Origin of the sequence: Flavobacterium alvei (genome assembly GCF_002920895.1) — a bacterium.
Taxonomy (GTDB): domain Bacteria; phylum Bacteroidota; class Bacteroidia; order Flavobacteriales; family Flavobacteriaceae; genus Flavobacterium; species Flavobacterium alvei.
Genome location: NZ_PQVG01000004.1, coordinates 58,689 through 80,236, shown reverse-complemented (window position 1 = coordinate 80,236; position 21,548 = coordinate 58,689). Strand labels below are relative to the sequence as shown.

19 protein-coding genes are annotated in these 21,548 nt (G+C 33.4%); 8 read left to right on the top strand and 11 right to left on the bottom strand.

The genetic code is table 11. The annotated features are described in order from the left end of the window. Positions 1-2,010 (top strand): fumarate reductase/succinate dehydrogenase flavoprotein subunit, encoded by a 2,010-nt coding sequence (locus tag C3L50_RS07900; RefSeq protein ID WP_103805633.1) that lies wholly within the window; start codon positions 1-3, stop codon positions 2,008-2,010. 7 nt (positions 2,011-2,017) lie between these two features. Beyond that, complete coding sequence (locus C3L50_RS07895; RefSeq protein ID WP_103805632.1) at positions 2,018-2,779, top strand: succinate dehydrogenase/fumarate reductase iron-sulfur subunit; 762 nt, start codon at positions 2,018-2,020, stop codon at positions 2,777-2,779. Positions 2,780-2,849: 70 nt separating this feature from the next. Here the strand turns inward: C3L50_RS07895 and C3L50_RS07890 are convergent, their stop codons facing one another. The 7 genes from C3L50_RS07890 to C3L50_RS07865 all read right to left on the bottom strand — a co-directional run bounded on the left by C3L50_RS07890 (position 2,850) and on the right by C3L50_RS07865 (position 9,981). After that, positions 2,850-3,479: a response regulator gene (locus tag C3L50_RS07890; protein ID WP_103805631.1), complete on the bottom strand. Its 630-nt coding sequence runs from the start codon at positions 3,477-3,479 to the stop codon at positions 2,850-2,852. Then, the gene (locus C3L50_RS07885; protein WP_103805630.1) at positions 3,476-5,377 is read right to left on the bottom strand and encodes a tetratricopeptide repeat-containing sensor histidine kinase; all 1,902 of its coding nucleotides are present in this window, start codon (positions 5,375-5,377) and stop codon (positions 3,476-3,478) included. Before C3L50_RS07885 ends, C3L50_RS07890 begins: the two co-directional genes overlap by 4 nt. Before the next feature lie 76 nt (positions 5,378-5,453). Next, positions 5,454-7,415, bottom strand: a complete 1,962-nt coding sequence (locus C3L50_RS07880) for a leucine-rich repeat domain-containing protein (RefSeq protein ID WP_103805629.1) — start codon at positions 7,413-7,415, stop codon at positions 5,454-5,456. 7 nt (positions 7,416-7,422) lie between these two features. After that, on the bottom strand, positions 7,423-8,208 hold the full coding sequence (locus C3L50_RS07875; RefSeq protein WP_103805628.1) for a T9SS type A sorting domain-containing protein: 786 nt from the start codon (positions 8,206-8,208) through the stop codon (positions 7,423-7,425). Positions 8,209-8,279: 71 nt separating this feature from the next. Beyond that, positions 8,280-8,438, bottom strand: coding sequence for a hypothetical protein (locus C3L50_RS16315; protein WP_165783989.1), 159 nt, complete (start codon positions 8,436-8,438; stop codon positions 8,280-8,282). A gap of 71 nt (positions 8,439-8,509) precedes the next feature. Beyond that, positions 8,510-8,869, bottom strand: a complete 360-nt coding sequence (locus C3L50_RS07870) for a hypothetical protein (protein ID WP_103805627.1) — start codon at positions 8,867-8,869, stop codon at positions 8,510-8,512. A gap of 65 nt (positions 8,870-8,934) precedes the next feature. Continuing rightward, positions 8,935-9,981: a right-handed parallel beta-helix repeat-containing protein gene (locus C3L50_RS07865; RefSeq protein WP_133158862.1), complete on the bottom strand. Its 1,047-nt coding sequence runs from the start codon at positions 9,979-9,981 to the stop codon at positions 8,935-8,937. 170 nt (positions 9,982-10,151) lie between these two features. Here C3L50_RS07865 and C3L50_RS07860 point away from each other — a divergent pair, with 170 nt between their 5' ends. After that, a complete protein-coding gene (locus C3L50_RS07860; protein WP_103805625.1) occupies positions 10,152-10,919 on the top strand; it encodes an amidohydrolase in 768 nt (255 codons plus the stop codon). Here C3L50_RS07860 and C3L50_RS07855 read toward each other — a convergent pair. Next, on the bottom strand, positions 10,908-12,575 hold the full coding sequence (locus tag C3L50_RS07855) for an Ig-like domain-containing protein (protein ID WP_103805624.1): 1,668 nt from the start codon (positions 12,573-12,575) through the stop codon (positions 10,908-10,910). The two genes, C3L50_RS07860 and C3L50_RS07855, sit on opposite strands and share 12 nt — an antisense overlap. A 129-nt stretch (positions 12,576-12,704) precedes the next feature. Continuing rightward, positions 12,705-13,388: a ComF family protein gene (locus C3L50_RS07850; RefSeq protein WP_103805623.1), complete on the bottom strand. Its 684-nt coding sequence runs from the start codon at positions 13,386-13,388 to the stop codon at positions 12,705-12,707. Between the two features lie 96 nt (positions 13,389-13,484). Between C3L50_RS07850 and C3L50_RS07845 the strand changes: the two genes are divergently transcribed. Further along, positions 13,485-15,026, top strand: coding sequence for a glycine--tRNA ligase (locus C3L50_RS07845; RefSeq protein ID WP_103805622.1), 1,542 nt, complete (start codon positions 13,485-13,487; stop codon positions 15,024-15,026). Between the two features lie 69 nt (positions 15,027-15,095). Here C3L50_RS07845 and C3L50_RS07840 read toward each other — a convergent pair whose 3' ends face one another. Beyond that, a complete protein-coding gene (locus C3L50_RS07840; protein ID WP_103805621.1) occupies positions 15,096-15,632 on the bottom strand; it encodes a DUF3575 domain-containing protein in 537 nt (178 codons plus the stop codon). Positions 15,633-15,955: 323 nt separating this feature from the next. On the opposite strand from C3L50_RS07840, the gene C3L50_RS16475 reads away from it, so the two are divergent. From C3L50_RS16475 to C3L50_RS07815, 4 genes are all read left to right on the top strand, one after another. Next, positions 15,956-17,038: a LytR/AlgR family response regulator transcription factor gene (locus tag C3L50_RS16475; RefSeq protein WP_243400353.1), complete on the top strand. Its 1,083-nt coding sequence runs from the start codon at positions 15,956-15,958 to the stop codon at positions 17,036-17,038. Between the two features lie 177 nt (positions 17,039-17,215). Further along, positions 17,216-17,512: a 3-oxoacyl-ACP reductase gene (locus C3L50_RS07825; protein WP_133158861.1), complete on the top strand. Its 297-nt coding sequence runs from the start codon at positions 17,216-17,218 to the stop codon at positions 17,510-17,512. A gap of 110 nt (positions 17,513-17,622) precedes the next feature. Then, a complete protein-coding gene (locus C3L50_RS07820) occupies positions 17,623-19,647 on the top strand; it encodes a tetratricopeptide repeat-containing sensor histidine kinase (protein ID WP_243400352.1) in 2,025 nt (674 codons plus the stop codon). 16 nt (positions 19,648-19,663) lie between these two features. Further along, on the top strand, positions 19,664-20,359 hold the full coding sequence (locus tag C3L50_RS07815) for a response regulator (RefSeq protein ID WP_103805939.1): 696 nt from the start codon (positions 19,664-19,666) through the stop codon (positions 20,357-20,359). 55 nt (positions 20,360-20,414) lie between these two features. Here C3L50_RS07815 and thiL read toward each other — a convergent pair whose 3' ends face one another. After that, a complete protein-coding gene (thiL, locus tag C3L50_RS07810; protein WP_103805618.1) occupies positions 20,415-21,464 on the bottom strand; it encodes a thiamine-phosphate kinase in 1,050 nt (349 codons plus the stop codon). Positions 21,465-21,548 lie beyond the last annotated feature (84 nt).

Sequence of the window (21,548 nt, the reverse complement as noted above, 5' to 3'; positions counted from 1 at the left end):
ATGAAACTAGATTCTAAAATACCAGAAGGTCACATTTCACAAAAATGGACTGATTATAAAGATCACTTACGATTAGTTGCTCCAAATAACCGACCAAAAATAGATATTATCGTTGTAGGAACTGGATTAGCTGGTGCTTCGGCAGCCGCGTCTTTTGCCGAAATGGGTTATAATGTAAAAGCATTTTGTTATCAAGATTCTCCACGTCGTGCACACTCTATTGCTGCACAAGGAGGTATCAACGCTGCAAAAAATTATCAAAATGATGGTGATAGTACTTTCCGTTTGTTTTATGACACTATCAAAGGGGGAGATTACAGAGCTCGTGAAGCAAATGTTCACCGTTTAGCGGAAGTTTCTGGAAACATCATCGACCAATGTGTGGCTCAAGGTGTTCCTTTTGCTCGTGATTACGGTGGAATGTTGGACAACCGTTCTTTTGGTGGTACACAAGTACAACGTACTTTTTACGCTGCTGGACAAACAGGACAACAATTATTATTGGGAGCTTATTCAGCTTTATCAAGACAAATCGGTTTAGGTCGTGTGGATATGTACAACCGTCACGAAATGTTGGAATTGGTTAAAGTAGATGGTAAAGCTCGTGGAATCATTGCTCGTAACTTGATTACCGGTGAATTAGAAAGACATTCTGCTCACGCTGTAATTATTGCAACTGGAGGTTACGGAAATGTTTATTTCCTTTCTACCAATGCTATGGGATCGAATGTAACTGCTGGTTGGAAAATTCACAAACAAGGAGCTTTGTTCGCAAATCCTTGCTATGTGCAAATTCACCCAACTTGTATCCCAGTACACGGAACCAACCAATCTAAATTGACTTTGATGTCGGAGTCGTTAAGAAACTCTGGACGTATTTGGGTTCCAAAGAAAAAAGAAGATTCAGAAGCGATTCGTGCAGGTAAATTAAAACCAACTCAAATTCCTGAAGAAGATAGAGACTACTATTTAGAAAGAAAATATCCGGCATTTGGAAATTTAGTTCCTCGTGATGTGGCTTCAAGAGCAGGAAAAGAAGTTTGTGACGAAGGTCGCGGAATTGAGGCTAACGATACCAATGAAGGAGTTTATTTGGATTTCTCTACAGAGATTCAAAATAAAGGAAAACAAACGGCTTACGCCAAAGGAAATCACAATCCTTCTCAAGAAGAAATTCTTACTTTAGGAAAAAAATGGTTGGAGGAAAAATACGGTAACTTGTTTACTATGTACCAAAAAATCACAGATGAGAATCCTTATGAAACTCCAATGAAAATTTACCCTGCAGTTCACTATACAATGGGTGGCGTTTGGGTTGATTACAATTTACAATCTACTATTCCAGGTTGTTTCGTTGCAGGAGAGGCTAACTTCTCTGATCACGGAGCGAACCGTTTGGGAGCTTCGGCGTTGATGCAAGGTTTGGCTGATGGCTATTTTGTATTGCCTTACACGGTTTCTAATTATTTGGCTGATGATATTCGTACTGGAAAAATCTCTACAGATTTACCAGAATTCGTAGCTGCTGAAAACAATGTAAAAGACCAAATCAATAAATTCTTATCTAATAATGGTTCTAAAACGGTGGATCATTTCCACAAACGGTTAGGTCATATTATGTGGAATAAAGTAGGAATGGGTCGTAATGAAAAAGGTTTGACAGAAGCCATTTCAGAAATTGCCGCTTTAAAAGAAGAATTCTACAAAGATGTTTATGTTCCTGGAAGTTCAGATGAATTAAATCCTGAATTGGAAAAAGCACTTCGTGTTGCCGATTTCATCGAATTAGGACAATTGATGGCTATGGATGCTTTACAGCGTAAAGAATCTTGTGGAGGTCACTTCCGTGAAGAATATCAGGATTCAGAAGGAGAAACACTTCGTGATGATGAAAACTTCTCATTCGTAGGAGCTTGGGAAAACAAAGGATACGATGTTACAAAATCGGAACTTCACAAAGAGGAATTGAAATACGAGTTTATTAAAATAGCCGCAAGAAATTACAAATAAAAAAATTATGAGTGCAGCAAAAAATATCAATATAAGCCTTCAAATTTGGCGTCAGAAAAACTCCAAAGAAAAAGGAAAAATGGAAACATACAAATTGAACGATGTTTCTACGGCAAGTTCATTTTTGGAAATGTTAGACCAATTGAACGAACAATTAGTAAACGAAAGAAAAGAACCAATCGCATTTGACCACGACTGTCGTGAAGGAATTTGCGGAATGTGTTCTTTGTATATCAACGGACGTGCACACGGACCAGATACTGGAATCACTACTTGTCAATTGCATATGAGAATGTTTAATGATGGTGATACTATCGTTATCGAGCCTTGGCGTTCAGCAGCTTTCCCTGTTATTAAAGATTTGATTGTGGACAGAACTTCTTTCGACAGAATTCAACAAGCTGGAGGTTTCGTTTCTGTAAATACTTCAGGAAACACTATCGATGCGAATGCCACTCCAATTAACAAAAGTGATGCTGACAAAGCTTTTGAAGCAGCAGCTTGTATCGGTTGTGGTGCTTGTGTAGCTACTTGTAAAAATGGTTCAGCGATGTTATTTGTTGGAGCAAAAGTTTCACAATATGCTTTGTTACCACAAGGAAGAATTGAAGCTACAGACCGTGTTTTGAATATGGTTCGTCAAATGGATGAAGAAGGTTTTGGTAACTGTACCAATACTGGAGCTTGCGAAATTGAATGTCCTAAAGGAATTTCTTTGGAAAACATCGCTCGTATGAATAGAGAATATTTATCGGCAAGTTTGAAATAATAGCTTTTTAGGCAGTAGCCAAAAGGCAAAAAGTAAAAAGCGTCCCGAGAAATTGGGACGCTTTTTTTGTTTAAATCAATCCTTTTTCAAAAGCCACACGAACCAATCCAGCGGTATTTTTCACGCCCAGTTTCTGGATTAGATTACTGCGGTGTGATTCTACGGTTTTGGTGCTTACATAAAGTTTTTTTGCCATTTCCTCGGTGGTAAATTCCTGGATTATTAAAGCTAGAATTTCTTTTTCTCGAGTCGTTAATTTTGGGATGAAATAGTTAGAATTTTCAAGTCCAATCGAGTCGTTTAGCAGAATGTCACTTATCTTTTTTGGCAAATAGCGATTGCCTAATTGAACTTGTTTTAAGGCTTCGGTCAATTCAGTTTTACTGGTGTTTTTGAGCAAATATCCCAAAGCTCCGTTTTTTAGAATTTGTTTTATAAAAATACTGTCTTCAAAATTAGTTAAGGCTATGATTTTTAAGTGAGAATATTTTTCTAATAATTCTTTGCAGGCCTGAATGCCATTGCCGTCGGGTAAATTGATGTCTAATAGCAAAATTTCTACTGAAGGATCTAATTGTTCAAACGTGTCTTTTAGGTTTTCAAAAGATTGAACGACTTCAATTTCTTTGTTCGATTTTAGCATTGTTTTTATGCCTTCGATTACAATTGTGTGGTCGTCTGTTATGGCTATTTGAATCATTTTACTTTGTTTAAATCAATTGAAATGGTGTAAGATGTTCCATCGGCAGATGTATTCACATCTAAATTGGCATTCAAAAAATCAATTCGGGTTTGAATGTTTTGATGTCCAATTCCTTTTGAAACCGCATTTTTGTCAAAACCAATTCCGTTATCTTCTACGGTTATAAAAAGTTCATCTTCTCTATAATTGAATTGAATCATTGCCTCGGTGGCTTTGGAATGTTTTAGAATATTGGTCACCAATTCTTGAATAATTCTATAAATTACCGTTTCATTTTTCTTGGATAAAGCGATGTAACTGCCAAAGATTTGAAAATCAATTTTGAAATTATCGGAACTTTTAATTTTAATACAATATTCGCGAATACTTTCTATTAAACCATATTCTAGTATCGACGAAGGCATCAAATTATGCGAAATGCTGCGTACTTGTGCACAAGATTCGTCTATCATATCGATAACTTTATTCAAGTTTTCAGTATCAATAGCACTTAAACCCGATTCTTCCAGTGTTGACAAACGGTATTTTATGGCCGATAAATCGCCGTTTAAGCCATCGTGCAATTCTTGAGCAATTCTACGCCTTTCTTTTTCTTCGCCGTCTATTAATGCTTCTAATTTGGCAATTTCTTGGTTTTGTTTTAAAGTTTCAATTTCTTGGTTTTTAAGCTTTTGTCTTTGTCTGAAGAAATACCAAATTCCCAAAGACACTATAATTAAACAAAGGCTGGCAATAAAATAGAGTTGTTTTTCTTTTTGGCTTTTGATTAAATCTAATTCTTGTTGTTTGAGTTTTATTTGTTGTTCAGCAATAGATTTGTCTTTTTTTTCGGTTTCAAATTTGGTTTGAAGTAAAGTTGTCTCTTTTAAATGATTTTGAGAAAAAAAAGTATCTTTAAGAACATAACTTTTTTCTAAAAAATCATACGCTTTTTGAGGTTGGTTAAGCTTGTTATGAATTTCCGAAAGGCGTTTTAATGTTTTGTATTCAAATTCACTTGCCCCAATTTTTCTGGAAAGTTCTAAAGATTGATTGGCTAATTCTAAAGCTTTGGAATAATTGTCATTTTTAAAGTATAAACCACTAACAATGTACATCAAATCATTTTTTCTAATAATATCAACAGCAAAATCAGCAAGTTTAAATGCTTTTTCGTAGTATGGAATAGCTTTTTTATACTCTTTTTTTATTCTGTAATATTCTCCAAAATTTCTATAGACATAAAACCATAATTCGTTATTGTTTTCTTTGACAGTAATTGCTTCTGCTTTTTTGAAATAAGAAAAACTTTCAGCAAAATCATTATATCTTATAAATCCAAGACCAATGTCGCCATACAATAATGCTAATTGCACTTTATTGGCTTTAGGCATAAATTGTTCTGCTTTTTTAAGATAAAAAAACTCTAACTTTCTGTTTATGAATTGTGTATAAACAGCTGATAGATTTTGATAAGACTGACTAATTATGGCACTATCTTTAGTTTTTTCAAATATTTTGATAGATTTAATATAATTATTTATTGCTGCTGGATATTCGCCTTTGAATTGATAGGTGTTAGCTAAATTTGCATAACCTTTAGCTTCTCCTATTAGATTTTTTGATTTTTTACAATAATCAATTGTTTTGTCAAAATAATATTTAGCAGAATCATATTTTCCAATATCATTGTAAATAAATCCTCTATATAATAGTGATTTATAGGCGCCATTCTTGAAGTTTGATTGTACACTTAATTGATGTGTTTTTTTATACAATTGCAATGCTTTTTGTGGATGACTTACTTCCAAAGCATAAGCATCATCCATCATTTTTTGGATTTTGAGCGTATCAATTTGCGCTGCTACAACAGTTGTCGTTAAATATAAAATAATGACTAAAAAGGTTGTTTTCATTGCACAAATATTTGGTCTAAAGTTGTAAATATAGTAATAGTATGCCGCTTTTTTCTATAAAATATCCTGTAAGCTGTTACTGTTTGATAATCTTTTTAACAAAAATGGTTTCTTTAGAATGTATTTTAAAAATATAAACTCCCTGAGGTAACCCACCAAGATCTATTTGAGAATTTATTGTTGTTGTAATCATTACCGTTTTTCCAAAAACATCTATAATTTCAACCTTGTCAATGGCTAGCATATCCTGATTTGAAACAGAAATAATTCCTGTTGTTGGATTTGGATAAACAGAAAGATTGTTTTTAATATCAAAACTATCAGTAGCCAAAGTGCCGTTTATTGGGTTAAAATTGGTCCAAATTGCGGCAGTTCTATACATTGTTTCGGCTCCCGAAGGCACATTTAAGGCACATATTGCTTGATTAACTTCTTGAAATACAGTAGAATTAATTACTAAAGGTGTTGGGATATAGCAGTTTACCGTAGTTAGGACCGGGCAGTATGAAAAAGCACCATTTTTGATAACCGTAACTGATTTTGGAATTGTTACTGAAGCTAATTTTTTGCAATTATATAAGGCATAAGCACCTATTGAAGTTACAGAATCAGGAAAGGTTATAGATGTTAAACCTATACAATTTTGAAAAGCCGTATCTCCGATTGAAGTAACCGAATTTGGAATTGTTATTGAGGTTAATCCCGCACAATAGGCAAAAGTATCCGTTGCAAGACTAGTAACCGAATTGGGGATAATTATAGAAGGTAAAGCAATACATTGATGAAAAGCAGCACTACCTATAGAAGTAACTGAATCTGGAATGGTAAAAGAAGTTAAGCCATAGCAGCCAGAGAATGCGCTGGCTCCAATAGATGTAACCGAATTAGGAATAGTGATGGAAGTTAATTTATAACAACGATAAAAGGCAGTACTACCTATAGATGTAACTGAATTTGGGATCGTGACCGAAGTTAATCCTGAACATTCATAAAAAATTCCAGTTCCAATAGAAGTCATTGAATCAGGAATGGTAACCGATGCTAATTTTATACAATTATAAAAAGCATAAGACCCCATAGTTGTAACTGAATTGGGAATAGTAACCGAAACCAGTTTTGAACAGTTTTGAAATGCCCCCTCGCCAATAGACGTTACCGAATTAGGAATGGTAAGTGAAGTTAAACTTGAACAGGAATTAAAAGCGACATTGCCAATAGAAGTTACTGAATTTGGTATGGTTACAGACGTTAAACTTGCACATTCTCCAAAAGTTTCATTTGCTATAGCAGTAATCGAATCAGGGATAGTTACCGATGCTAAACTTAAACATTTTCTAAAGGCAAATGTTCCGATAGAAGTAACAGAATTAGGAATAACAATCGATGGTAAATTATAACAATAATAAAAAGCCGCCTCGCCAATAGTTGTAACCGAGGCAGGAATTGTAACCGAAGTTAAGGAAAAACAATTGGCAAAAACATACCCTTGAATAGCTGTAATAGAACTAGGGATTGTTACCGATGGCAAACTTACACAAAATTCAAAAGCCCCCTCGCCAATAGAAGTAACCGAATTAGGAATAGTAATTGAAGTTAAAATTCGGCAATTGTAAAAAGCATCTGCTCCAATAGTTGAGACCGAATTAGGAATAGCAATCGAAGTTAAAATTCTACATTCTTTAAAAGCAGATTCTCCAATAGTAATAACCGAATTAGGAATAGTAACCGATGTTAAACCTCTACATTCTCTAAAAGCAGCTTCTCCAATAGTAGTAACCGAATTAGGAATAGTTGCAGAAGTTAACCCCATACAATTATAAAAAGCATTAACTCCGATAGCATTTACCTCGTAATTTTGGCTATTATATACAACAGTACTTGGGATGTTAGCATCACCCGAAAAACCAGTATTGCTTCCAACAGCAACTTTAAAATTGGTAGCATCGTTAATGGTATAATTAATACCGTTATACGTAAAATTTTGTCCAAAAGCACTGGCACTTATTGCTGTAAGTATTATAAGTAATAATTTTTTCATAATTTTTTTACTGTTTAATTATTTTCTTCAAAAACACTTTTTCATCGGCAAAAGCTTTGATGAAATAAATTCCAGAGTGTAAGGTTTCAAGGTCTATTGTGTTTGACGAACTATTTTGCGAAACCACTATTTTGCCAAGCATATCTATAATTTCGATTTTGCGAATGCTTTCGTTTTGTGGTAGTTGAATTGTTACAAATCCAGTCGTGGGATTGGGAAACGCTTGTGCCTCAAAATACATATTTTCTGAAACAGAAAGTGGGCTGGTCAACGTAAAAACCTTTTTGCTAATGACACTCCAAACACCATCTTGATTTTTTACTCTTACAAATAGATTGTGATTGCCTACCGCTAAACCATTAGTAACTACGTCAAAACTTTGATTTACTGTAGTTCCAGCGGTTAGGCTTATTGCATTTGCTAGGCCAACTCCTGGATCGGTATCAAAATAATATTCAGCATTAGTAATAGGCGAACTAGCATTAAGATTAGGATGAATGTACATTACTTTTCGCATCGGGAGACTCCATTTGTTGTTGGCATCTTTGCATCTGATGTATAGAAAATGAATGCCTTCGGGCAGGTTTTGTGTGGCAATGTTGTAATTGGCGAGTGTTAAAGTATTTCCTGCGTTTATAGTAATGGCATTGGCACTGCCAAAACCCGGATCGGTATCAAAATAATATTCAGCATTAGTAATAGGCGAACTAGCATTAAGATTAGGATGAATGTACATTACTTTTCGCATCGGTAAACTCCATTTGTTGTTGGCATCTTTGCATCTGATGTACAAGAAATGAATGCCCTCAGGGAGGTTTTGAGTGGCAATGTTATAATTGGTGAGTGTAAAGGTATTTCCTGCGTTTATAGTAATGGCATTGCACTGCCAAAACCCGGATCGGTATCAAAATAATATTCAGCATTAGTAATAGGCGAACTAGCATTAAGATTAGGATGAATGTACATTACTTTTCGCATCGGTAAACTCCATTTGTTGTTGGCATCTTTGCATCTGATGTACAAGAAATGAATGCCCTCAGGGAGGTTTTGAGTGGCAATGTTATAATTGGTGAGTGTAAAGGTATTTCCTGCGTTTATAGTAATGGCATTGCACTGCCAAAACCCGGATCGGTATCAAAATAATATTCAGCATTAGTAATAGGCGAACTAGCATTAAGATTAGGATGAATGTACATTACTTTTCGCATTGGTAAACTCCATTTGTTGTTGGCATCTTTGCATCTGATGTATAGAAAATGAATGCCTTCGGGGAGGTTTTGTGTGGCAATACTATAATTAGTAAGTGTAAAAGTATTTCCAGCACTCACCGTAATAGCATTGGCACTGCCAAAACCTGGATCGGTATCAAAATAATATTCGGCTTGGTTGATGTCGCTTTGAGAATAGAGATTCCCAAAGAGCAATAGTACTAATAAGGTTAGGATTGATTTCATCGCATTGGATTTTTTAGATTAATTTAAAAAAAATAACTCTAACAAAAATCAATTCGATTTGGCAGTTAAATTAATTTGCAATGTTCCATTTGCAGGTATTGTGGGTTTAGTATTGTCATTGATTCTATGTAAGGCATTGAAAATGAATAACCTCTTTTGCTAAAAGGAAAATTCAATCCATAAATTCCAATTGTTGTTCCGTCAGTGCCCAATAGTGTCGCATTGCTAGAGTGATAATCATTGGTAACGGAATAGCTAGTTAGTGTTGGCGCCAATACAAAAGAAGGATTTGTGTTATTATAATTTCCTGTACCAGAAAGGTCTGTCAAGGTTGTGCCTGTGGTATTAAAGCTAAGGCTATTGGATAATAATACATTTGAACCGCCACTAGTTACGTCAATTGCTGTTACTGTTGCATTTTGAGCAATAAACATATTGTTGCTGGCTATATTGAAGCAATTAGAAAAAATAACATAAGAAGTACCGCTCATATTTGAACGCAGAAAAATATTATTTGAGACAACACAATCGTTTCTTAAATTCGTAAGAACTGCACTAAAAACACTACTATTAAAGAAATTATTAACAAATTGCCAATTGTGATTATTAGTTTCAATAGAGACATAACCCGTAATAACATTTCCTCTAATTATCCAATTATGGCAACTTGTTGCTGTTAAAATATTAGCTATTCTATTATTTTCCAACACAATATCGCTAAACGAAAAAGGAGTGCCTGAACTATAAATTGTAGAAATTCCTGAGATAATTAGCCCAGAAATGGAACTTCCTGTTGGATTTGTTGCAGGTGTAGTACTTCTATCAAAAGTTATCGAGGCTATGGTTGCTCCTACTCCGTTAGTTATTTCTGGTGAATGTCCAATACCCCTAAGATGCAGTTTTTTCTTAATAGTACAACTGCCATAACTAGTTTCAGAGGGATAGAGGTGGATAAAATCGTTTTCCTGCGCATTGTCGATTGCAGTTTGCAATGAAGTATAATTGGCAGATGAATTGACATTATTATCAACTGTAATAATGTTTTGAGCATAAAACGTATTGCATAACAATAGCGTTATAACTGTAGCGATTTTTGTAATTGAATTTTTCATTGGTTTACTTTTTATAATTGCTTTAAATTTTTGATGCAAGTTATATTCATCAAACAATTCATTCATCAGGGGAATTGACCATTTTAAAAATTCGGGGTTTTCCCTGATAAATAAGTTACACTGTTGTGGATAATTCTATTTTATGTAATTTTGGTATTATTTAACAAAAAATGAAAATCGCCTTAATCCAATCCTCATTAATTTGGGAAAATCCCCAAGCCAATCGAAACCATTTCGAAGAAAAAATCAATGCTCTTACTGAAAAAGTAGATTTGATTGTTTTGCCAGAAATGTTTTCAACGGGTTTTACGATGAATCCTAAAGCTGTTTTTGAAACGATGCAAGGAGAAACGTTTTTGTGGATGCAATCTTTGGCAAAAGCCAAAAACTGTGCGATTACAGGAAGTTTAGTCATCAAAGAAAACGACAATTTCTACAATCGATTGGTATTTGTTTTTCCGTCTGGTGAAATTCAGATTTATGATAAACGACATTTGTTTACGCTGGCTGGCGAAGATAAAGTCTATACAGCTGGCGAAGAAAAATTGATTGTAGAGTATAATGGTTGGAAAATTTGTCCGCTTGTATGTTACGATTTGCGTTTTCCTGTTTTTGCTCGAAATGTCGAAGAGTATGACGTATTACTTTATGTTGCCAATTGGCCAAAAGTAAGAATTCAAGCTTGGGATATTTTACTTAAAGCCCGTTCGGTCGAAAATATGTGTTATACTATTGGCGTGAACAGAGTAGGTTTGGACAATAACAATTTCGAACACGATGGTCATTCGCAAGTGGTTGATTTTATGGGGAATTATGTTTTGGAACCACAAGAAAACGAAGGTGTTTTTGTGATAGAATTAAACAAAGAAAAACTCCTTGAAGCAAGAAATAGGTTAGGATTTCTCAATGATAAAGATTCTTTTGACTTAAAACCCTGATTTCTTTTTCTTCTCCACTTTATTTTTGTCCACTTTCTTTTTGGGTTCTGGAGTGTATGGAATACTCAAATCAAAAACTTGTTCTACATCCCAATTGGCACGAATATCAATTTCTTTCGAAAGATAGACCACTTCTTCGGCTTGACGTTTTTCGAGATAATTTCCCGAATCCCACTCCTTATTTTTATTGTTGTCATAAATAGCCCTGAGTAAATACAAAGCAGGTTCTACCAAATTGAATTCTACTTTTGTATTGGTTTCGGTATATTCTGTTGCAACTACATCACCTGCTTGATTAGTCAGTTGAACCATTACCGGAAAGCGTTTAACGTTTTGTAAATTCACCTTTAGATTACCATAATCTTCTAATTCTTTGGTGGATAATCTATAAATTAAGGTGTCGTTTGTTTTTTCTAAATAATCGGTCATTGCTCCAGGCAGCATCTTGAAAGTATAATTTTGCGAAAAATCTTTTTTGAAATCAAAAAACAATCTTTGGTTATACTCATCATATTTAGTTGTAAAAGGCACAGCAACCGAATCTTTGTTAGTGAGTTTTATCTTCGAATTGTCGAATTTTGTCAATGGTGTTGCGCTTTCTATCGTAAATTGTTCTCTAAAATTCAAAACGCCATTTTGAAGAGCGGTTATATTTAAACTGTCTTTTTTCTGTTCTTTAAATTTAAACGTAAAATTCTTGTTGTATTTTTCTTTAGAAACTGCGAGAGAAAGTGAATCCGTTTTTAAAGGTTTATACCAAACCTGAAGTGAATCCTTTTTGGGAAATTTAGTGATGATGATAGGCAAATCGACACCTTTGTTTTTCAAGGCCAATTTTACTCCATCTGCTTTTCCTTCATACGGAAAAATCAATCTGTTTCCAGAGGCTTGAATAGGCTTTATGGCTTTAAAAGGCTGTACTTCTTTGAATAATTTTAGTTCAAAGATAGTGTCGTTCGGAATGGTGACAAATTGTTTATTAAAAGCAATTTTATCTTTACTAGGGTTGAATTTATTATTAGAACCATAATCTTTCATCGCCACAAGAAGGTATTTCCCCGCTTTTAAATTCTCTAATTTGAAAGTTTTCAAACTGTCCAAAGTATTTGTAATATATCTTGGAGTTCCTTTGTAAACTACTGAATCATTGAATTTGTCATTTACATCATAAAGCATCACCGAAACAAAAGATTCAACATCCTTTGTATAAGCGTCTTTTACAGCTCCAGAAATGGAAAGCGAATCGATATAAGAACCTGTCGAAAACACATATTTGAATTGGTTGAGCGGATTTCCTTCATTATTATCCTCAATACTTTGTCCAAAATTGAAATTATAAGTAGTGTTGGCTTGCAAAGTGTCATTTATTTTTATGCTAATAAATTTGCCCACACTTGTTGGTAAAATCAAAGGTTCATTTTTCAAGGGAGGCGAAATAATCAATTGTTTTTTTAGGTCTTTCAACTTAATATATTCGTCAAAAGTCAGTTTGATTTCCGTTCCTTTAAAATTAGTGCTATAGTTTTTTGGAAAACTCAATTTCACAACCGGCGCAAGTGTATCTTTCAAACCGCCTGTAATACTTCCTCTTTTAGCGCAACTTGTCATTACTAATATAAGTAACAACAAAATATATTTATAGTTGTTTTTCAACATAAGAAATCAAAATTTAGAAGCTACAAAATAACAATTATATTCGCTGTAATCGAAATTTTTATGAAATTATTAGTCTTTTTAGACCTTACAGGTTTCAAAAACGGGTTAGGTCTTGTTTGATTGGAAAAATCAAGAATGCGCCATGGCCATACAGACAATGCTGATTTTTGTCCCTGGAATTTTTAGTAAAGCGTGAGAGCAAGCTTCTAAAGTCGAGCCGGTGGTCAATACATCATCAATCAATAAAAAATGTTTGCCGTGATCTTTTTCGGAAAAATTAACATCAAAAATGGTGTCTATACCTTCGCTTCGATTCAAAAAACTTTTTCGAGATTGGGTTTTGGAGTAAATATTCCTAACCAAAACATTAGAGTTATAAGGAATATTCAGTTTTTTAGAAAGAGTTTTTCCAAAATTTGTCAACTGATTGTAGCCCCTTTCTCTGTATTTTCTTTTATGCAAAGGTACAGGAATAATTTCATCGACAGATTGAAGTGTTTCTATGTTTTTCAATTCATAAGCATACCATTCGCCCAAAACTGTTCCAATTTCTTCTTGACCTTTGTATTTCAGATTGTGAATCAATTCCTGAACAATTCCTTTTTTATGAAAATATAACATTGCCGAAGAATGTTCGACAGGAATTCGACCATAAAACTTTTTGAAAGCCTCGTTTTCTGGATTCAAATGATGATTGGTCAACGGAAGATTATGCCTGCAAAGGGTACAAATCACGTTTTCATTCGATACTAGAAACGAATGACAACCAGCACAAACGGGAGGAAAAAAGAGATTGACAATGCTTTTGAACATAAAAAAGCCAAATTTTTATAAAAATAGCAAAATCAATGCTTCAAACTTTAAAAATGTTTCTTTTTTTAAGTTCACTTTTTATATTTTTGCACCACTATGGCAAAACAAGAAGATTTATTTAAGAATGTAGTTTCGCACGCAAAAGAATACGGATTTATTTTTCCGTCAAGCGAAATATACGATGGTTTGAGTGCAGTTTATGATTATGCACAAAACGGAGTAGAGTTAAAAAAGAACATACGCGAATATTGGTGGAAAGCAATGGTTCAAATGAACGATAACATTGTTGGTTTGGATGCAGCGATTTTGATGCACCCAACCACTTGGAAAGCATCGGGTCACGTGGATGCCTTCAACGATCCATTGATAGACAACAAAGATTCCAAAAGGAGATACCGTGCCGATGTTTTGATTGAAGATTATGCCGAAAAGCTAAATCTAAAAGCAAAAAAAGAAATTGAAAAAGCGAAAGTTCGTTTTGGAGAAGCTTTCAATGAACAAGAATTCATCACAACCAACGCAAGAGTGGTCGAATATTTGGCTAAAGAAAGAGAAATTTTAGAAAGAATGGGACGTTCTTTGGGTAATGGCGATTTAGAAGACGTAAAAGCACTAATCGAAGAATTAGAAATTGCTTGTCCGGAATCAGGTTCTAGAAATTGGACCGAAGTGCGTCAATTCAACTTGATGTTTGGTACCAAATTAGGAGCTTCTGCAGATACGGCAATGGATTTGTATTTGCGTCCAGAAACCGCTCAAGGTATTTTTGTCAACTTCTTGAACGTTCAAAAATCAGGAAGAATGAAAGTTCCTTTTGGTATTGCACAAACTGGAAAAGCCTTTAGAAATGAAATCGTAGCCAGACAATTCATCTTCCGTATGCGGGAATTCGAACAAATGGAAATGCAATTTTTTGTGCGTCCAGGCGAAGAAATGCAATGGTACGAACATTGGAAAACAGCTCGTTTGAACTGGCATTTGTCTCTTGGTTTAGGAAAAGAAAATTACCGTTTTCACGATCACGAAAAATTAGCACACTATGCGAATGCAGCTGCCGATATTGAGTTTAATTTCCCTTTTGGATTCAAAGAATTAGAAGGAATTCACTCTCGTACCGATTTTGACTTAAAAGCCCACGAACAATATTCAGGTAGAAAATTACAGTATTTTGATGCCGAATTGAACCAAAATTATGTTCCTTATGTAGTGGAAACTTCTGTAGGATTGGATAGAATGTTCTTGGCAATTTTCTCAACTTCATTAAAAGAAGAAACTTTGGAAGACGGTTCAACCAGAACAGTTTTGAAACTTCCAGCGGTTTTAGCACCAACAAAAGCGGCTATTTTACCTTTGGTTAAAAAAGATGGATTACCAGAAATTGCCAATAAAATCATCGACGATTTGCGTTGGGATTTCAATGTTGCTTATGACGAAAAAGATGCTGTAGGTCGTCGTTACAGAAGGCAAGATGCTTTAGGAACTCCTTTCTGTATCACGGTAGATCATCAAACTATCGAAGACCAAACAGTAACCATTCGTCACAGAGATACAATGAAACAAGATCGTGTAGCGATTGCAGACTTAAAATCGATTATCGAAAATGAAGTTTCGATGAAAAATTGGTTGATGAAAATGTAATTACACATTTATTTATAAAAAGAAAGGCTTCTCATTGAGAAGCCTTTCTTGTATGATGTTTTGTGAATTTTAAAAGCGATAACCCAAAGATACTCCGCCACGACCAACGAATTGATGTCCATAATCTTCACTTAATGAATTAAATAAATTTCGACCGATACCTCCATTTACTTCTACTACAAAGCCTCTCTTTGTTACCCATTTTCCTCCCAATCCAAAACCAAGGGCAAAATCCGATTGTCTTTTTGTGAATTCTATTGGAGTTTCGTTAAAAAGCCAATCCTCACTATATTCAAAGGTATTGAACATACCAAACCCTTCAACAAAAAAGCCGGCAGCAGGTTTTTCTCCAAAATAAAAACGGTAATATGGAGTTAAACTGAATTTAGTGTCAAAATCTTTTACGAATGGTGCAAATACTGATATCCCCATTCCAGATTCCTCATTTAATAAATGTTCATAAGTAACTTCCAATCCACCAGCAATTAGTATGAGGGCGTTTCCTTTAATTTCATTTCTTGGAAAATCAATTTTTTCTTTTTCTTTCTCTTGGCTGTAGCCAAAAGCAAATACAGAAAAACAAATTAGTACAAATAATTTTTTCATAGTTTTATTTTTATTTCAAATGTATAAAATTTTTCTGATTATTGATGCGCTGTTTTATATATTTAGAATGAGAATAAAGTATTAATATATTGCATTTTATCGGATTTATTTGCAGTTAATTTTAATGTATTAACATTTGTTACTAACATATTAACAACTTAAATGTAAAATGATGTAAATGTTTACTTTTAGCTTGTTAAATAGAGTCTTTTTATATGATTTTATTTAATTAGTTTCCCCAAAACTACCAAAATTGCTTAATATTTTAAAGTATTTACTTTAAACGTCTAATGTTATGCCTAACAAATTAGGACAAAACATTGATGAATTACCCGTACATTATTATTGACGACAATCAAGAAAGTGTTTTGAAAACCAAAGCAATTGCTGACGGGTTTTCGGAGCTTGTCTTTGTAGCTTCGGCAAATAACTATGCGGATGGTTTAAATTTAATTCTAGAGCATTCTCCCAAATTAATTTTTCTGGAAATTGACCCAGCTGATACAGCAAGCAATTTGTCATTGGCTCTTATCAATGAATTGTATCGGTATTTGAAGGTAATTCCTAAAATTATTATAACTACCAGCAAGAAAGATTTGGCATTTGAAGCCATACAATATGAAGTGGCAGATTATATAATTAAGCCAGTTCAGAAAATTGATTTAATAAAATCGATTCTTAAAATAAAAAAATCAATTGGAGAGGATGATGGTTTTATTGCTCAAAATCAAGTAGCCCATCAGGAGACTAAAGTAGAACAACCAAAAATTCCTGTTGATGTTCAAAAGCCCATAGAAGAAGAAATTCTAATTCTAAATGAAAACGATCAAGAGCTTTTAGAAGAACACCTACAAACTCCTGTTGATGTTCAAGAGACATTAGAAGAGGAAATTCTAATTCTAAATGAAAACGATCAAGAGCTTTTAGACGACCAATTACAAACTACTTCTGATGATACAACAGAAGATGATGTTGTAGCTCTCGATGAGACACAAGAGCTTTTAGAGGGACAAATTCCAGAAACCTATATACAACAATCAAAACCAAATGTTGAACAACCTCTAGTATTATGTATTAAATCTTATGGTGATTATCGATACATTGACGCCAGTGATATTTGCTATTTTCAAGCCGATAATAATTCAACAGATATCCATTTAAATAATGGTGAAATGGTTACCGCTTTCAAAACATTAAAGCATTTTGAAGGTGTTTTGCCTTATCCTTTTGCTAGAATTCACAACAGTTATATTGTAAATCGTAATTATATTTCCAGAATTCATACTGGAAATGCGGTTTGTTATATTAAAAACACTACCACAAAACTTCCATTTTCAAAATCTTATAAGGAAAATGTTGATTTAATTATCTCCGAATTTGCCAATGGCAATTATTTGGAAATTTAAAAAAATCCATCCACCCAGATTTGATGGTCATTCACTATCAAACGAGTGCATTCTACCAAAACCCCTTGATTTTACTGCAAAATTTAAGATAACCGATGTAGTTTTACACCGTGATACTTCACTATGAAGGTCACCAAAAAATGTAAAAACGTATTAAAAACATAAAAAACCCAAACTATGAAAAAGTCATTCTTAACCATCGGATTATTAACATTAGTAATGATATTAACATCTTTCACTACACCAGAAACTAAAATTGATGCCTCAGGAAATGGTGCAACAGGTGGAAATCCAAGATTAGAAGCCTCAGGAAATGGCGCAACAGGTGGAAATCCAAGATTAGAAGCTTCTGGAAATGGCGCAACAGGTGGAAATCCAAGATTAGAAGCTTCTGGAAATGGAGCTACAGGTGGAAATCCAAGATTAGAAGCCTCAGGCAATGGAGCTACAGGTGGAAATGTTAGATTAGACTGATTTACTTGTTTTAAATAAGACTTAAATTTATAAAGGTTATCATTTTTTGATAACCTTTTTTTATGTCAATAGTTTTATTTTAGTATTTTTGATGAAATTCAAAACAACTATTGAAAAACGCCTACTCCATATTGTTATTATTGCTGTTGATTTTCTTAGGATGTACTAAAAAAAATACAGAAAATCAAACGACTACTTCCTCAGAGGATAGTCTTTCTGCTTATCTATCTAAAGCCAATGATTTTAGTTCTTCCACTAAAAAAAGGCAGGAATACATTCAGAAAGCGTTTACTATTATTATTGATCAAGAAAACGATTCTTTGCAAAGAGTCAATTTGTTTAGAGTGGCCAACCGTTATTATAATTTGAACGATTGGAAAAAATATCAAGAAATAGCAAAAATTGTATTAGAAAAATCAGAAATAAGTAAGGATACTGTGAGTATAGCCAAAGCGTATTCGTATTTGGGGGATTATTATGTATCACAAGGCGTTTCTGATACTGCTTTTACATATTATTTCAAAGCCGAAAAAATATATCTTCAACAAAATGATAATATTAATTTAGCCAAAACACGGTTAAATAAAGCACAATTGCAATATAAAGAAAGCGACTTTTTAGGTTGTGAAATATCAGCTTTCAAAGCATTGCGTGTCTTAAAAGGAGTAAATGCAGACGAAACGTTATATGAATTGTATAACCTTTTAGGTCTAGTTTATAATGAATTAGGAGAATATAATAAAGCCATTGAGTATCATAATAAAGCTTTGAAAAGTTTAAATGAAAATCCAACTCCAATTGAGTTTCAATCTATGGCCACTTCGATGAACAATATGGGTTTTGTTTATCAAAATATGAATCAACACAAAAAGGCTATTCCATATTTTCAAAAAGGCTTAGAACAAAAAAAAGATTTAATTATTTATAAGCCATTTGTATATGCAATATTGTTGGATAATTTAGGCTATTCAAGATTTAAGATAGAAGAATCATCTGGACTTCCCGAATTGTTTTATGAATCTCTCAGAATTAGAGATAGTCTACAATTGACTACAGGAATTATTACAACAAAAATCCATTTGTCAGAATATTTTGCTTCCAAAAAGGATGTTTCAAAAGCTTTGCAATATTCGAAAGAAGCACTTCATACCGCTGAAAAATCGAAAAACAGGAGAAATTATTTATTGCCATTAAAACAATTGGCTATTATAGAACCAACAAAAGCTGCTGAATACAACAAAGAATACATTCATATCAATGATAGTTTGCAAAAGGCTGAGCGAAAAATGGAAGAAAAATTCACTCGTATTGAGTATGAAACCGACGAAATCAAACAAGAAAATACTGATTTAACAACTCAAAACAGGAATTTGGTTTATATTTTTGGGTCGATTTTGATTCTAGGGATGTTTTTGTATATCATTAAAGCGCAAAAAGCTAAAAATAGAGAGCTTTTGTACAAGCAAGAGCAACAAAGAGCTAATGAGGAAATCTACAATTTAATGATTTCGCAGCAGAATAATGTTGAAACCATCAGAGTAATTGAAAAAAAACGTGTAGCTCAAGAATTGCATGATGGTGTTTTGGGTAGAATGTTTGGTGTGCGTATGAATTTAGATAGTTTAAATAAAATAAACGATGAACTTGCTTCTGAGCAGAGAAACAGCTACATAATAGAACTGAAAAATATCGAGCAGGATATTCGTGAAATTTCACATGATTTGAATAGGGAGAAATCGGAATTAATTAATAACTTCGTAGCCATTGTAGACATCCTTTTTGAAAAACAAAACAAAACGTATAATTCAAAATTAATTTCCCATATTGATTCTAACATAAAATGGGATTTAATAAGTAATGCTGTTAAAATAAATTTGTACCGAATAATTCAAGAATCACTCCAAAACACAAATAAATATGCTTTTGCCAATGAAATAAAGGTAGAATTTAAAAAAGGTGTCAATGAATTATTATTACATATAAGTGATGACGGAATTGGCTTTAATGTGAATAAAGCCAAAAAAGGAATTGGGTTGCAAAATATGCTTTCCAGAGTGAATGAATGCCAGGGCACTTTTGAAGTTAAATCAAAAAAAGGAGAAGGAACAAAAATTAAAGTTACAATACCAAATTAATAAAAAATTACAAAAAATGACATCTGAATCAACAGCCGATATAACTATTAAGAATAATATATTAATTGTAGATGATCATCCGTTTATCATTCAAGGTTATAAAAATGCAATTACAAGGTACAATCCAAACCAATATGAGTTTTTTATAACCGAAGCCAAAGACTGTGAATCTGGATATAATATTATAACCAACCCAGAAACACCGCCTTTTGACGTTGCTTTTTTAGATATAAGTATGCCTTCTTATGATGAAAAAGGAATTTTTTCAGGTGAAGATTTAGCAATATTGTTACATCAATATATGCCAAACTGTAAAATTATTTTGCTAACTATGTACACTGAATTGCTGAAAATTAGAACTATAATAGATGCTATAAACCCTCTTGGGCTTGTTATAAAAAATGATTTAACATTTGACGAGTTGCTTTTTGGATTTAATAAAGTCATCAACAACGAAATTTATTACAGTCAATCTATTCAAAAAATGTTAGATCAATCTGAACTTGAAACTATAGAAATTGATCTTTTCGACAAACAAATTCTTTTTCACATCTCAAAAGGGACAAAAACAAAAGATATTCCACAATATGTTCCAATTTCTTTAAGTGCTATTGAAAAAAGGAAAATGAATTTGAAAAAATTATTAAGTATTACTGACGAAACTGATATTGAATTAGTGAGAGTCGCTAAAAATAGAGGTTTGCTTTTTTAAACTATTAAATACAAGAAAAGAAAACGGCGCATAATCAGCGCCGTTTTTGGTTTTTTTATTCTTCACTCAAAGCATTCCAGCCACGAGCTTTCAGCGGAATTCTAGTGTTGGCACGAGTTACCAAATGAATTCCTTCGCTTTCTTGGGTCATATGTCCAATAATTGTGAAATTTGGATTTCCTTTTATTTTTTCAAAATCTTCCATTTTAATCGTGAAGAGTAATTCATAATCTTCGCCACCATTGATTGCTACAGTGGTTGCATCAAGGTTAAATTCTTCGCAAACATTCATAAATTGCGGATCAAGAGGCAATTTGTCTTCATATAAATTACAACCCACTTTGGATTGTTTGCAAATATGCATAATCTCAGAAGACAATCCGTCTGAAATATCTATCATTGCTGTTGGTTGTATTTCCAATGCGTGCAATAAAGTGCGAATGTCTTTACGGGCTTCTGGCTTTAATTGGCGTTCAATTAAATAGGTATAAGCATCTAAATCGGGTTGCGAATTGGGGTTTACCTGAAAAACTTGTTTTTCTCTTTCTAAAACTTGTAATCCCATGTAGGCAGCGCCAATATCTCCAGTTACTACTAATAAGTCAGTTTGTCCCGCTCCATTTCTATACACAATTTCATTTTCATCTGCTTCACCAAGAACTGTAATGCTGATAATCATACCTTTTTGAGAAGAAGTAGTGTCACCACCAATAACATCTATTTTATATTCATTTGCAGCTAGCGAAATTCCGTCGAATAATTCTTCTAATGCTTCTAGTGGAAAACGATTTGAAACTGCAATCGAAACTAAAATTTGTGTTGCTTTTGCATTCATAGCACAAATATCCGAAACATTGACTACAACAGCTTTGTATCCTAAATGTTTCAAAGGCATATAAGCCAAATCAAAATGAACTCCTTCCACCAAAATATCTGTTGAAACTACAACTTTTTTGTCTGCAAAATTCAAAACAGCAGCATCATCACCAATGCCTTTTATGGTCGAGGTTTGATTGATTTCAAAGTTTTTGGTCAAGTGTTCTATCAATCCAAATTCGCCCAATTGAGCAATACTGGTTCGTTGTGGGTTTTTATCTTCAATCATAGTATTGCAGGAATGAAACAATCTTCATTCATTATTTAAATTAGTGTTGAGGTGCAAAGGTACAAAGTTTTTTAGCCACGAATG